Source organism: Acinetobacter sp. UBA6526 (assembly GCF_002434875.1).
Classification (GTDB): domain Bacteria; phylum Pseudomonadota; class Gammaproteobacteria; order Pseudomonadales; family Moraxellaceae; genus Acinetobacter; species Acinetobacter venetianus.
Genome location: NZ_DJLC01000130.1, coordinates 1 through 14,916, shown reverse-complemented (window position 1 = coordinate 14,916; position 14,916 = coordinate 1). Strand labels below are relative to the sequence as shown.

The following is a 14,916-nucleotide window of genomic DNA, read 5'->3' as shown; positions in this document are numbered from 1 at the left end:
AGGTTGCTGTGAATTGATTCCCTCCACGAAGCAAGCGAGCTGCTGTGCTTGTTTTTCCAATAACACACAATGTGATGGCACACTGATCTCTACTTTTTTCGTTGTTGCACCTTGTTGGTTTGCCAATAATGCAACCCGTTGCATAGCATCCAATGATCCCGAAATTACGATTTGATTTTCGGCATTTAGATTTGCGATAAAAACTTCTGCATCTTGCTCATGAACCTCTGAAACCCAGTTTTCAACCTGAGAGCGATCAGCGCCAATGATGGCCGTCATTCCATATCCACTTGGATAAGCTTGCTGCATCAATTGACCACGTTTCGCAACTAAGCGCACACCATCTTCAAACTGAATGACATTGGCTACTGTTGCAGCTGCCCAAGCGCCAATGGATAAACCTGCGACAAACTTGGGTTGAAATCCTTGTTCCTGTAACAATGCAGAACTCACAACACCCGCGATATATAAGCAAAGTTGAACTGAATAAGTAGACTTTAAAGCCTCAGCTTGATCCAATAACATGACGTTTTCTTTCAAAACATCAGAGGCTTGTTCAAGGTACTGATTAACCAAAGGATGTTGCGGAAGATCGTGCAACATATTGACCTTTTGAGCACCTTGCCCTGGATATACCCATATCGAGCTCATTTTGCTATTCCCTCAGCCCCAAGGATTGTCTATCAAAACAGCCTTATCATTGCGTTTTAGTAAGACATTCCCTGTTGTCCCTGCCCATTCTCTCAATGCAACACCACCTTGTGGAGTTTGTAACTGCACATCGAGCTTCATATTCAATTCATCTAATTGCCCTAAGATATTTTGAGCATCCAACTTTGAAACTGGTTCTTGAGCGCGAATTAATAAATCAATATCACTATTTTCATTCACCGTTTTCAGCCCAGTTGCCAGTTCAAACCCCACGCTTCCCGTATATCCCCATGACAAATTTAAACCTTGCATCAAGTTATAAACAGCGGCTAATTTCCCCTGAAGATGTGGAAATTGGCTCAAATCTGTATCAATTAAACTTTCAGGTTTCACGCATTTGGTTATGGCGTTTACTGGCATTTCTAATGCCAACCGATGGCTCCGTTGCTTACCGCGTATCCCAACCGCAATATTTCTAGGATTGGTCACTGCACGTCTAACCACCACGGGTCTTTGCTCAGACACAGCTTCAACCACCCATTGCGACACATTATCTGGCAAGAGTTCTGGAGTCATTCCCCACAGCAAATCGTGAGGTTGGAAAGTGATCATGACCATTGCTCACGTAACAGTTCACGCACGCGTTTGGATGCACTACGATTTTCAGCATTCAAGCGATTTTTTAGATCATGGGTTCCTTGCTGTTTAATATCCTCAAATGCTGCTGTTAATGCCTGTTGTATTTGCTGAATATCTAAAACAGAAGGTTGATCCGCATTACTCACGTCTAAAAAGTCTGATAACAATCCTAAAGAGTTATAACTCTCGATGTCATACGCCATTGGTGGAATATTGGCTGCTAATCGTTCTAACTCCTCAACGGTCCGTAAAGTCACTCGTGCCGCAGACTCTTTGCCCATCGCATGTACCATCACACCTTGATCTTTTAAGGCGAGAATACGATTTGCTTGATAACCATGTGCTAAAAATGCACCTGACATTGATTTTCCAACCAGCAGACTAACAATCGGATGACCTGCTAAACGGGCACACGCATAGCTATCTACAGCTCCTGCAAGCGCTTGATGAATACCGAGCACTTCCTCTCTACGACCATAAGCCTGACTTGGTACATCAACAATACATAGGATTCCGCGTTTTTCTGCACGATCTCGATCAGCTTCAATGACCTGATCAACCGCACGAGCTAATGACCATCCTTCTAATAATCCAACCTCACCTTGACGTGCCCTTGGATATAGATTCTGTTCATTATTCACGACACAAAAAACACGAGTCGGTTTACCATTTAGTTGTCCATCAGCAATAAGCAACGATGCTATTCCGCTATCAACTGCCTGAAACTGATCTGTTAAAGCACCAAACCAGTGTCGACCTCTTGATGAGTTCTTAATTGCATTTACATCCATGTTCATGCTTTTTCTCCTCGATATAATTCTTGGACTTCAGTCGGTGAAATCTGTTGAGAGGTATCCACTTGAGTAAGCTTAGATAGATAAAATTCAGCTTGTGTACTGCGTTGCACAGCTGGAATACCTTGCGCTATAAAACTAATAATTTGTTGCTTAATTTGCTCACGATCATCTTCAACAAATGCATCAACAAGCCCACTCGCAAAACGTTGTTCACCACCCGTGATACTCCAAATAAATGGTCGATCTTTGGCGTTATACTCATTGCTACCAGCTTCTTGTTCAATTACTTGGGGGCCATTCAACCCTAAACGACCTTCTTGCGTGATGATCAAGTAACTACATAAACCTGCTGCAATTGACATTCCTCCGAAACATCCCACACTGCCAGCCACCACACCTATCACAGGTTGATATTGTCTGAGTTCCACAATCGCGGATTGAATTTCAGCAATCGCGGCGAGTCCTAAATTCGCTTCTTGCAAACGAACGCCACCTGTTTCAAGTAACAAAATCGCAGTAGTAGGAATATTATTTTGGTTATCTTCTATCGCCAATTCCAAAGCACCAGCGATCTTAGCACCACCAACTTCGCCTAAACTGCCGCCTTGGAACATGCCTTCAATAGAAATCACTACCACAGGTTTTTGCTGAATCGTTCCTTTAATAACAACTACACCATCGTCGGCTTGAGGAACAATATTTTGCTTCGGTAGCCACGGCGACATCATACGACTAAAAGGATCAAGTAACTCTTTGAAGCTACCTTGATCAAACAAAGATTTAGCCCGTTCACGCGCATCTAGCTCAATAAAGCTTTGCTTGCTGAGTAAGTAATCAATATCAACCACGTTGCACCTCCTCAAAAGCCTGCTCTAAACGTAATCTCACCACACCAGGCGTCGCACCAAAATCATGAATATCAATATGAACTGCGGGTGTATTTGATTCTAAAAAAATGCGATCGAATAAATTTTTCCACCGTTGTTCACTGCCATCAACCGATGTCATCACTTGAATGGTGGTTTTGCCTGAATGACTTGGTTCCATCAAAATTTCTAAATCACCAGAGCCAACACAGCCCACTAAAGCTGATTTGTCTGGCGAATGACTCGCTGTAAATTCAAAATTAAGTATTTCCATTGATATATTCCCTGTTATCGAACTCAGTTGTATTGTTCAACTTCATCGAGAAACAAAAGCGTGGCCAATAAATCTGCCGCTCCGCCCGCTGATGCCCGAATGGCTAATAAGTCGCGCTCTAGTTCTTCAAGCCTTTGTTTTCCTTGAGCAGTTGAACAACCACCTAGTGCTAAAATCTGTTGAGCACCTAATTGCATTTTGTTCAAACCATCCAGTCCAGCACGATGAATCACACAGGTATCCGTAAGCTGTGCCATCATCGAAATGAGGGCATTTAAGCGTGCTTCCGACTCTGTACCCCCCTGATCGCGACTATCTCTTAACTGAGGCAAACCATGTTGCATGATCATTGGAAAACCAAGTTGAGCCTGTTGTTTAGCGCCATTTACACCAAATTGCTGTCTAACTTTCTCACCATGACTCGTCTTTTGTTGAGGAACGAAACGATCTTCGATCAGTGCAATTTCACTCGCTGTCGTGCAAATATTTTCAATAAAAAATGGTTGTTTATTAAAAACTCTGAGTGCTGTAGCAGTCACCACAAGTCCAATCGACCAAATCGCCCCTCGATGAGTATTTACACCTTGTGTGACTTGCAACATGCGTTGCTCACCTTGTCGACCCAATTGCCCGATGTCTTCTCTTAACGCCTGACAAACCTGTCCATGATGCTCTGCTGCTTCTGCCATTGCTTTGAACATAGGTGCTAGACTGCGTGCAGATCGCTCCATTAGCTCAAGCGTAAGGTCATCGTGAGCACCGCTTCCACGTTGATCAACCAGTGCTGGTTTTGGGGTTAGATTCACTTCATCTAACAATGCCGCAACTGCCATATCAGCAAGATGCTCTGAGGTACTGAAGAAACTGGTTGTTTTTAGGATTGCATTCATTACCAGCTCCTGAATTTTGCAGGAGGCTCATATAGTCCATCTGACCAAGTCACCAAATCAGCAATATTTTTTGCGGCTAACAACTCGCGTGTCGCATCTGTTCGTCGAATTCCTAAATCCTCAGGGAACACAACTAGCCCTTCTTGGCGTAGTTTTTGTGTCTTTTTAGGATCTTGGCTTAGTCCAATTTCAGTCACCCCAGCAACCGCAGCGATCATGTCTCGACGCTCTTCTAAGCTGCGCGCCTTGTATAAATAGGCGATACCTTCTTCTGTTAATAAATGCGTAACGTCATCGCCATAAATCATGATTGGCGCTAAATCCATTCCTGATTTCTTAGCCACATCCACAGCATCCAAAGTCTTAACAAATGTTGGCTTACCACCTTCTTGATAAGTTTCAACCATTTGAACAACTAACTTTTTACCACGGGCTAAATACGTATCTGTATCCGTATTTCCTGCGACTCGCATATCAATCCAAGCAGGCGTTGCATGACGACGCCCACGAGGATCATGTCCCATATTCGGTGCTCCACCGAATCCCGCTAAGCGCCCTTTCGTTACAGTTGATGAATGCCCATCACCATCTACTTGCAAAGTCGCGCCAATAAATAAATCGACGGCGTACTGACCTGCAAGCTGACACATCATTCGGTTGGAGCGTAGTGAACCATCTCGACCAGTAAAGAAAATATCTGGGCGCGCAGCGACATATTTCTCCATACCGAGTTCTGTACCAAAGCAGTGCACACTTTCAACCCAACCCGTTTCAATTGCTGGAATTAAGGTTGGATGTGGATTGAGCGTCCAGTTTCGGCAGATTTTTCCTTTTAGGCCTAATGACTCGCCATAAGTTGGTAGAATCAGCTCAATCGCAGCCGTATTAAAACCAATACCATGATTCAATGACTGCACTTGATGCTTTTCATAAATACCTCGGATTGCCATCATTGCCATTAAGACATGCACTGGTTTAATGTGTTTAGGATCACGTGTAAATAATGGTTCGATATAAAAAGGTTTATCGGAAACCACAACAAAATCGACCCAAGATGCTGGAATATCTACTCTTGGCAAATCAGTCACATCATCTACAAGTTCATTAACCTGTACGATTACAATGCCATCACTAAAAGCCGCAGGCTCAATCAGCGCTGGTGAATCTTCCGTACTTGGACCTGTGTAAATATTCCCTTGTCGATCTGCCATAAAACCTGCCGATAACACGACATTAGGAATCAGATCAACCAATAAACGTGAATACAGTTCGATATAAGTATGGATCGCACCGATCTCAAGCAGTCCATCCTCTAGCAGCTGACTAATACGTAAACTTTGTGTACCTGCAAAAGAAAAATCGAGTTTTCGAGCAATTCCATTTTCAAATAAATCTAAATGTTCGGCACGTCCCACACTTGGCATGATCATGTGCAAGTCATGTAAAACTTCAGGATTGGCCTTTGCCAAAGAACGAGATAAAAAGTCGGCTTGTTTTTGATTATTCCCTTCTAAAACAACTCGATCTCCAGGAGCAATCAGCGTTTCTAAAACTTTGATAATATCTTCTGTTGGAATGACCACACCATCTGTGTATTTGCTTGCCATTTCCAATTTTAGTTGTTTACTATGTCGACGCTTTGTCCAAAGTCGTTCTTTATGCTGAACAGAACCTTCCATGTGTATTTCCTTGGTTATGTCTTGATCTTCTCTTATAAAAAGCTTTTTCAAGTTTCCAATCAATCAACCCCAATTGCAGTTCATTAACTTCAGGTTAATGTTATTTAGTAAAAATCCGAATTGGCTATTCCTATGCTTGAGGTTACTGATTCCTCAAATTTTCTCTTTAGTTAATTTCTATTCAGCAAAAATTAAAAAAAATTTAAAAAATTAGGCAATAAAAATGATCTGAAAAGAGTTTCATTTGAATAAATATTTTATTATTTAAGTAGATACATAAAATTCATTTATTTTATCTTCGACTAATTTTTTATTATTCTAAAATATTATGAGTTCTTATTTAGCTTTCCTTAAAGCGTAATCCAACGCCTGCTATTGTAAAAATATAAGCGGGTGTGAGTGCTGAATCTCCGATTTTGGTTCGGAGTTTTTTGACGAGAATTCGCAAATAATGGGTATCCTCTTCATGGCTAACACCCCATAACTCGGTCATGATTTGTTTCTGCGTAACTATCTTACCCTGATGGCGAATCAGTAGTGCTAAAAGCTGGAATTCCTTTTTGGTGAGAACAATTTCTTCATTCGCTAACTTAACCATATGTTCAGCCACGTTCACAGATAATTGACCATCATCAAAGACAATTTTCTGTTCAACCTGTTGCGGTTTATTGCGAAACATCACTCGAATGCGTGCACACAGTTCCTGAATGCTAAATGGTTTCGTGACATAATCATTCGCGCCAGCATCAAGCAATTTAATTTTTTGATTTTCATCAGGACGCGCAGAAAGTACGATTACAGGAATGTCAGACCATTGCCTTAACTCAGTCAAAACCTCTTGACCATCCATATCAGGTAAACCCAAATCAAGAATCAATAAATCTGCACCTCGACTCGCCAAAGTCTCAAGTCCTTTCATACCATTCTCAGCCACATACACTTTATAGCCTTGCGCGCGCAAAGCAATGTCCAAAAATTTTCGAATTTGTGGTTCATCATCAATAATAAGAATTGAAGCTTGGGCGTTTAATGTATGAGGCATGAAATCATTTTAATCCTGATGTAAAGGTAATCGTATTCTAATTAAAGTGCCTTGACCATGTTTCCCACTAAAAGCTTCAATACTCCCCATGTGCGCGCCAATAATCGCTTTTACAATTGAAAGACCCAACCCTGTTCCTGTTTTACCTCGATCTCCCCTTTGCATGGTATAGAACATATCAAAAATCTGCTCACACTCATCTTCAGGAATACCAACACCTTGATCTTCAATCTCGATCTGTAAATAGCTTTCGATCTGCTGAATATTCACTTCTATAGGCACATTTTCTGGAGAAAATTTGGCTGCATTTTCTAAAACATTAAAAACAGCTTGTTCAATTAAAGCAGGATGTACATATAACGCAGGTAGCTCTTCAGCAAATGAAATCTTAATGCTCACATGCGGTTGATATCGTTTTAAACGTTCACTTGCAGAACCAATTAACTCATCAACGCCAATCCACGCACGACTGAGTGTTAATCCTTGATGACCCAAACGCGTCATATCCAAAAGATTTTGAATATAGCGATCTAAGCGCTCACCTTCTATATGAATGGTATCTAATAATTCATGGCGATCGGTCTCAGGCATTTGCTCGCCATAATATTTCAGCGTATCTGCTGAACCAATCATTGCAGCCAACGGCGAACGCAAATCATGTGATACAGATGACAATAAAGCAGAACGAAGCTTTTCAGTTTCAGCAACGACTCTAGAATTTTCCAACTGCAACGATAGCTGCACCCTAGAAAGCGTTTGTGCAATATCATCAATCATTAACTCAGCCAAACGTTGCTGCTCGAAGTGAATACTTTGCAAATTACGGTTAAATCGAATGGCAACCACACCAAAATCTGCCACTAAATTTACTGGGTTAAACCACCATTCTGAATTGGTCAAAGTATTGGTAAAACGCCCACATGGTTTAGCGTTCTTTTGTGTCCAATCTGCTGCTATTTGATCTTTTTCATTCAAAATTAATGTATCGCCTACTGATTGTCCACTCACTCTCAACCAAACAGAAGCATTGAGTGAACTTTCCAAATGCTGTTTGGCTATATTTAAAACTTGCTCAATATCAACACAAGTGGATAACTTCCGCTCTAACTCTTGCAATTGGAGTGACATCGAATTTGCAGCGCGCAAACTCAGTACTTGAGCGCGTAGTTGATTGGCCAATCGTCCTACTAATAAAGCAGAAACGATAAACATAATAATCGTCATCACGCCACGCTCGGCACTGATTCGAAAGGTAAATCGTGGTTCAATAAAGAAATAGTTATAAAGTAGAAAGCAAATCAAGACACTCATAATCGTAATCAGCATTCTTGTCCGCATCGCAACAATCAGCACTGTCACCACAAAAATCAAAGCCAGTTCGCTATAACCAATAAAGTGATCACTCACCAGTGCAACAAGAAAACCGAGTAATACAATTAAAATACTTTCCGTGATCTCACGCGGATTGAAACCAAAACCTTGCGTTAACCAATCAGAGGTTGAGTTATCTATTCGCGTTTTAGATTCATTATTTTTGGCTTTTAACGGCTGAACAAAAGTAATCTCAAAAGGATGTTGTTTTTCTAAAAGCTGATCAGCAATATGATCTGAAGATAAGCGTTGCCATAATGATTTTTTAGCGCTCTTGCCCAATAAAATATTAGATGCACCATAATCATAGGCAGCCTGTAAAATCGTTGCTGCGATTTGATTGCTATACAGTAAATAGGTATCTGCACCTAACTTACGTGCCAAATTAAACGCTTTAGTGACAGCAAAAGTTTGCCTGTTTTCAATTTTGCTTTTTTGAATTGAAATCACACTCCAAGTCGCATTTCTCCTTTCGGCAATTCGATGTGCTCGTCTGACTAAATCCTCTGAAAACTCAGTTCCATCAATGGCTAACATCACATGATTTTGAATCGGAATAATTTGTCCTTGAGCTACAAATTTCTCCCGATAATCAATATCCACCTGTCCTGCAACCGTTTGAATCGCAAGGTCTCGTAAAGCTGTGAGATTGGCTGGCTTAAAAAAGCCTTGCAAGGCATGTGGGGCAACATCCGCTAAATAAATTTTGCCATGATTCATACGCTCCAATAGTTCAGGTACAGGCAGATCAACCAAACGAATATCTTTTAATCTTTTTAATAATGCATCAGGCACGGTTTCTGTTACCCGAATACCCGTAATTTGATAGACCACATCATTCAAACTTTCGAGATGCTGAATATTCAATGTGCTATACACATCAATACCCGCATCTAATAACTCATTCACATCTTGCCAACGATACTCATGACGGCTATTGGGCACGTTTCGATGTGCGAGTTCATCAACCAAAACAATTTCAGGTTTTAACTTCAGAATTTGATCAAGATCCATTTCATCTAAAAATCGATCTTGATATTCAACAGTCTTTTTAGGAACAACATTCAGACCTTGAATCAAAGCTTCGGTATCAGCTCGACCATGCGTTTCGACCACGCCCACCAGCACATGATGACGTTGTCGCATCAACTCATGTGCTCTCGACAACATGGCAAAGGTTTTGCCCACGCCAGGTGCCGCCCCCAAGAAAATGGTTAAACGTCCAGATTGCTCACGTTGGCTATGCGCCAACCATGCATCTGCTTTGTTATTTCGGTCGATCTGCATAGGCTAAGCTCTATCAACGTGAAGTTGATGATAATTGATCTAAAGCGATGTTGAGTTGGAGCACATTGACTCGTGCCTGCCCATACAAGCCCAATTGAACAGGTTGAATCTGTTGCTGGACTAAATCTCTCACTTTCTGCTCGGATAAAACACGTTGTTGTGCCACACGTTTCACCTGTAATAGCGCACTTTCAGGTGAAATATCTGGATCAATCCCACTACCTGATGCAGTGATCATTTCTGGTGGTACTTGTTGCTCAAGGATTTGATTGTTTCGAGCAAACTGCAAGGTTCGTTCTTTAATTTGCTTTTGCAATTCAGGATTAGACACTGCCAAGTTACTTCCAGCTACACCATCCACATTATAATTCACAGCACTCGGACGACTATGGAAATATTGTTCACTCACAAAGTTCTGTCCCACCAAGCTTGACCCGACAATTTTTCCATTTAACTCGATAACACTACCATTGGCCTGTTTTGGAAATAACAATTGAGCTAGAGATACACTTACACTGCAATAAAACACGCCTGCGATCAAGAATCCAACTAGCACTAAACCTAGACTAGATCGAAAAATGGATTGTGCTTCAGTCGATAAGGGAAGATTTTCTAATGTATTCATGATGCACTCCTACATCCACAACGACACAATAAGGTCAATCAATTTGATCATAATAAAAGGAAAAACCACACCACCTACACCATAGATCAACATATTACGACGCAATAGCTGTAAGGCACTGGCAGGCTTAAATTGCACCCCTTTCAGGGCTAAAGGAATCAACATCGGAATGATCAGCGCATTAAAAAACAATGCAGAAATCACCGCGCTACTTGGGCTATTCAATTGCAGAATATTCAAAACACTAAGTTGAGGAATCGCAACGGCGAATAGTGCAGGTAAAATCACAAAGTATTTAGACACATCATTTGCTAAAGAAAATGTGGTTAAAGCGCCTCGAGTAATCAACTGCTGCTTGCCAATTTCTACTACATCAAGCAGTTTGGTTGGATCAGAATCTAGATCAACCATATTTCCCGCTTCTTTTGCAGCTTGCGTTCCTGAGTTCATTGCTAAACCAATATCGGCTTGTGCCAAAGCAGGTGCATCATTGGTTCCATCACCAACCATCGCGACCAATTTTCCTGCGGCTTGTTCTTTACGAATACAAGCTAATTTATCTTCAGGTCGAGCTTCAGCAATATAATCATCGACACCTGCTTCGGCGGCAATTGCGGCTGCGGTCAAAGGATTATCCCCTGTTACCATGATGGTTTTAATCCCCATCTCTCGTAACAATGCAAAGCGTTCTTTAATTCCTTGTTTAATCACATCTGAAAGTTCAATCACACCTAAAATTGTATGATTCGATGCTACAACTAATGGTGTTGCGCCTTTAGAAGCGACTTGTTCTACACGGGCTTTCAGCTCAATATTGTCTTTAATCTCTTGTTGGGTAAATTTTAGAATCGCATCCACTGCGCCTTTGCGAATCTTTTGCCCTATCGCTAAATCAACTCCAGATAACCGTGTTGAAGCACTAAACTGAATAAATTTTGCATCTTTAGGTTCACGGATACTTTCACCCATTTCTTTACCTAAACTCACGATCGATTTACCTTCAGGCGTTGGGTCAGCAAATGACGTGAGCATTGCTGCTTGGCGTAATTCACTTGGACTCACACCAGCCAATGGGTAAAAAGCTGTTGCTTGGCGATCGCCGTAGGTAATCGTTCCTGTTTTATCCAACAGCAATACATCAATATCGCCTGCAACCTCAACCGCTTTACCAGACTTCGCCAATACATTGGCTTTTAAGGCTCTGTTCATCCCTGCAATCCCAATCGCAGGCAACAAACCACCAATTGTTGTTGGAATGAGACAGACCAATAATGCAATCAACATTACCAGACTGATTTTGATCCCCACCATAGAACCAATAAACGGTAATGTGGCAACCACAACGATAAAAGTAATGGTCATGATATTGAGTAAGATACTCAGCGCAATTTCATTCGGTGTTTTTTGACGGTTTGCACCCTCAACCAAAGCGATCATTCGATCTAAAAAACTATTGCCTGCCTCATTACTGACACGAACAATAATTTGATCAGATAAAACGTTGGTACCACCAATCACACCTGACCGATCCGTATTGGCTTCACGTAATACAGGTGCAGACTCACCTGTCACCGCCGACTCATTAATGGTGGCAAAACCTTGAATGATTTCACCATCTGCAGGCACGATTTCACCAGCTTTGATGATCACCAAATCATCTTTTTTTAATAAATTTGCAGAAATCACCATTGGAGTAGCATTTAGATCAGCAATTTTATTTGCCGTTAAGTTTTCACGAGCTTGGCGTAAAGAAGATGCCTGTCCACGTCCTTTGGCTTCTGCTACTGCTTCAGCATAATTGGCAAACAAAACGGTTACCAGTAAGATCAAGCTCAGTAAAATACCAAATCCAAAACTGGTGCTACCCATCAACGTTGCCACGATGGTTAAGACAGTTCCAATCCATACACATGCCATTACAGGATTTTTAAAGGCATGCTGTGGTAATAATTTATAAAAGGTTTGCTGAATAATTTCTTTATTCAAGATATCCATTTGTGTCGCATTAGAGTGATTCATAGTGCTTGCTCCACTAGATCTTTACAGATAAATAATCAGCAATTGGTCCAATCACCAACACTGGCATAAATTGCAAAAGCGTTAAAATCAGTACAATTCCAATTAAGGTCAGCGCAAATGTAGGCGACTCAATCTGTAAAGAACCCTTGGTCTCATCTGCTTGAGGTTTGGTTGCTAGGCTGACTGCAATTAAAACTGGAATGATCAACACGCTATAACGACCTGCTAATAACGCAACACTGGTACTTAAGTTCCACCATAAAGTGTTGTCGGCTAAGCCTTCAAAACCAGAACCATTATTGGCAAACGCAGACACATATTCATAAAAGACTTGGCTAATACCATGCGATGCAGGGTTTGAGTTTCCTGTTAAAGATGGGAAAGCGATGGCGATTGCAGTCAAACCAAGAATCACCACAGGTTGTAAAAGAATGACCAGCGCCAATAACTTAATTTCAGTGACTTCGATTTTTCGCCCAAATAATTCAGGGGTACGACCTGTCATCAAACCCGCGATAAATACGGCTAAAAATAGATAGATAAAAAATTGTAATAGACCACAACCAATCCCACCCCAAATGGCATTGATCAGCATATTGCATAGCTCAACCAAACCCGTTAATGGCGAAGCTGAGTCATGCATCATATTGACCGAACCATTATTCACTTGTGTGGTTAAACTTCCCCATAAAGCAGAGGCTTCAGCACCAAATCGGACGTCTTTACCTTCCATTAATGCAATATTAGGAATCAAGGAGGATTTTTCAGCCCACAAAGTGAATAAAGTAGAAGCCAATGACATCAACAACATAGTGCCCAAAATCATCCACATTAATTTCTTGCGTTGCACAAAACGACCTAGCATAAACACAACCGACATGGGGATCAGCAAGATCGCTAGCATCTCCAACACATTGGATAATGGCGTTGGATTTTCTAAAGGCACGCTACTGTTTGGACCATACCAACCACCACCATTACTACCTAATTGCTTGATCGCCACCATCGGTGCAACAGGTCCAAGAGGAATATGCTGGGTCTGAACTTCAGTGCTTCGATCTAAAACTTGCGCAGTTGGACCAGCAGAAAGTGTTGATGGCACACCTTGAAAAGTCAGTAATAGAGAAAAAACTAAACCCAAAGGAATAAAGAATCGGAATAATGGTCGGATCATATCCATCCAATAATTTCCAAGATTAATTTGTGACGCATTTTTGAGTTCAACATTTTCAGCAGCTTGATCTTTGGGCTGTAAAAATAATGCTCTTAACATGGCTGTTAACAAAGCCAAGCCCATAATTGGAGATAAATATTGCAAACCAACAATCACTGTCATTTGCGACAGATAAGACAATTGAGCTTGTCCTGAATAATGCTGCTGATTGGTATTGGTTAGAAATGAAATCGTTGTGTGTACTGCCAAATCCCAATTCATATTAGGAATACGATCTGGATTCAACGGTAACCAAGCTTGCGTCATCAAGATCGCTATACTTATACCCAATAAAAAAAGATTACTGAGGACAAACGCGGTAAGATATTGCCGCCAATTCATACCCACTTGTTTCACATTCAAAATGGCGTAAATTGGTTGTTCGATCCATTTAAAGAAAAGATCGCTTTTCATTGGTTGAGCTTGCATCACATCTGCAAGATAGCGTCCCAATGGGTAGGCTAAAACCAATGCAAGGATAAATACGGAAATAAATTCCCACATAGCACATGCCATTTAAAAAATAAGTCGGTATTAGTATGGAAATTGACTGCGTAAATTCTCTATATTGAAATAAGAGTAAGGCGTAAATTTTCTGTAAATTATTCTGTATTTCACTACCGTATGTTTGGAATGCCTACTTTTCAATCACAAATACATTCCATTAGAGATTTAGATTTAAATTTCCTATATTTGTGTTATGATGCTCGTTCATATATGGGGATGTTATTGGCTTCGACGCTGGTGATGAAGCTCATAGATGCATGCCGAGAGCGCATTTTCTCTCGTAAATAAAATTTGCATTTAAATAGTCGCAAACGACGAAACTTACGCTCTAGCTGCCTAAGGGCAGCTTGTCCGCTTCCTAGAATACTTGTGGTCTAGGAACCCGACCGAAGCGCACGCACACAAGTCCGTATAGAGTCAAGCCTCGGGGCTTTATACCAAACTTAGAGGATCGCACTTTGTACCCTGTTCGTCGGGTCACTTAGTGTTAAAACAATAGACGATATCTAAGCATGTAGTATTCTCGAGTGTAGTGCTGGCGGACGCGGGTTCAACTCCCGCCATCTCCACCAAAATTCGATTCGGAGCAATCCGATGAAATATAAAAAAGCCTTTAAGTTCAATACTTAAAGGCTTTTTTATTTGTTTGTTTATCCGATATCATCTGACATGATTTGACTCCATTTTTGCTTTTTAAGGGTCAAAATTGGGACAATTTGACCCACAAGATTCAAAATGAGTGAGCAGAAAAAATGTCATTAACTGATGTGGAGTGCAAAAAGGCATTACCTAAAGAAAAGCAATATCGATTATCAGATTCTAATGGGTTATCACTCATCATTGATCCGAAAGGAACTAAATATTGGTCGCTTCGATTTACGGTTAATGGCCAAAGAAAATCTAAAGCACTAGGGCAGTATCCGAATCTAAGCTTGAAAAAAGCTCGTGAAATTGCTTTAGATATAAAGTATAAATTTTCTCGTGAAGAGGTAGTTGATGAATTAAAACCACTTTTTAAAGAGGTAGGGCTTTGTTGCACAAAGCTATTCTTGAAGG

The 14,916-nt window shown here is 41.0% G+C and carries 13 protein-coding genes and 1 other RNA gene; 2 read left to right on the top strand and 12 right to left on the bottom strand.

Going from position 1 to position 14,916, the window contains the following annotated elements:
- The 12 genes from B4237_RS08885 to kdpA all read right to left on the bottom strand — a co-directional run.
- Positions 1 to 651: malonate decarboxylase subunit epsilon (locus B4237_RS08885; RefSeq protein WP_286942770.1), on the bottom strand; the 651-nt coding region annotated here is incomplete at its 3' end.
- A gap of 12 nt (positions 652 to 663) precedes the next feature.
- Positions 664 to 1,269: a malonate decarboxylase holo-ACP synthase gene (locus B4237_RS08880; RefSeq protein ID WP_374974060.1), complete on the bottom strand. Its 606-nt coding sequence runs from the start codon at positions 1,267 to 1,269 to the stop codon at positions 664 to 666.
- Positions 1,260 to 2,087, bottom strand: coding sequence for a biotin-independent malonate decarboxylase subunit gamma (gene mdcE / locus B4237_RS08875; protein ID WP_286942768.1), 828 nt, complete (start codon positions 2,085 to 2,087; stop codon positions 1,260 to 1,262). Before mdcE ends, B4237_RS08880 begins: the two co-directional genes overlap by 10 nt.
- Complete coding sequence (locus B4237_RS08870) at positions 2,084 to 2,935, bottom strand: biotin-independent malonate decarboxylase subunit beta (protein ID WP_061392806.1); 852 nt, start codon at positions 2,933 to 2,935, stop codon at positions 2,084 to 2,086. Before B4237_RS08870 ends, mdcE begins: the two co-directional genes overlap by 4 nt.
- Positions 2,928 to 3,227, bottom strand: a complete 300-nt coding sequence (locus B4237_RS08865; protein ID WP_007481304.1) for a malonate decarboxylase subunit delta — start codon at positions 3,225 to 3,227, stop codon at positions 2,928 to 2,930. The genes B4237_RS08870 and B4237_RS08865 overlap by 8 nt, the downstream gene beginning before the upstream one ends.
- A gap of 23 nt (positions 3,228 to 3,250) precedes the next feature.
- Positions 3,251 to 4,117 carry a triphosphoribosyl-dephospho-CoA synthase gene (locus B4237_RS08860; RefSeq protein WP_278596598.1) on the bottom strand — a complete coding sequence of 289 codons (867 nt, stop codon included), beginning with the start codon at positions 4,115 to 4,117 and terminating at the stop codon, positions 3,251 to 3,253.
- Entirely contained in the window at positions 4,117 to 5,796 is a 1,680-nt protein-coding gene (mdcA, locus tag B4237_RS08855) for a malonate decarboxylase subunit alpha (protein WP_130133237.1), read from the bottom strand. Before mdcA ends, B4237_RS08860 begins: the two co-directional genes overlap by 1 nt.
- Before the next feature lie 340 nt (positions 5,797 to 6,136).
- Positions 6,137 to 6,838 carry a response regulator gene (locus tag B4237_RS08850; RefSeq protein ID WP_061519587.1) on the bottom strand — a complete coding sequence of 234 codons (702 nt, stop codon included), beginning with the start codon at positions 6,836 to 6,838 and terminating at the stop codon, positions 6,137 to 6,139.
- A gap of 9 nt (positions 6,839 to 6,847) precedes the next feature.
- Complete coding sequence (locus tag B4237_RS08845; RefSeq protein ID WP_278596597.1) at positions 6,848 to 9,496, bottom strand: sensor histidine kinase; 2,649 nt, start codon at positions 9,494 to 9,496, stop codon at positions 6,848 to 6,850.
- A 13-nt stretch (positions 9,497 to 9,509) separates the two neighbouring features.
- The gene (gene kdpC, locus B4237_RS08840) at positions 9,510 to 10,121 is read right to left on the bottom strand and encodes a potassium-transporting ATPase subunit KdpC (RefSeq protein WP_278596596.1); all 612 of its coding nucleotides are present in this window, start codon (positions 10,119 to 10,121) and stop codon (positions 9,510 to 9,512) included.
- 9 nt (positions 10,122 to 10,130) lie between these two features.
- On the bottom strand, positions 10,131 to 12,140 hold the full coding sequence (kdpB, locus tag B4237_RS08835) for a potassium-transporting ATPase subunit KdpB (RefSeq protein WP_278596595.1): 2,010 nt from the start codon (positions 12,138 to 12,140) through the stop codon (positions 10,131 to 10,133).
- Positions 12,141 to 12,153: 13 nt separating this feature from the next.
- Positions 12,154 to 13,857, bottom strand: a complete 1,704-nt coding sequence (gene kdpA / locus B4237_RS08830) for a potassium-transporting ATPase subunit KdpA (RefSeq protein WP_278596594.1) — start codon at positions 13,855 to 13,857, stop codon at positions 12,154 to 12,156.
- Between the two features lie 215 nt (positions 13,858 to 14,072).
- Here kdpA and ssrA point away from each other — a divergent pair.
- Both ssrA and B4237_RS08820 read left to right on the top strand, forming a co-directional pair.
- Positions 14,073 to 14,432: a transfer-messenger RNA gene (gene ssrA / locus B4237_RS08825) on the top strand.
- A gap of 180 nt (positions 14,433 to 14,612) precedes the next feature.
- Positions 14,613 to 14,916 (top strand): Arm DNA-binding domain-containing protein (locus tag B4237_RS08820; protein WP_286942763.1); only part of this gene is annotated, 304 nt, incomplete at its 3' end.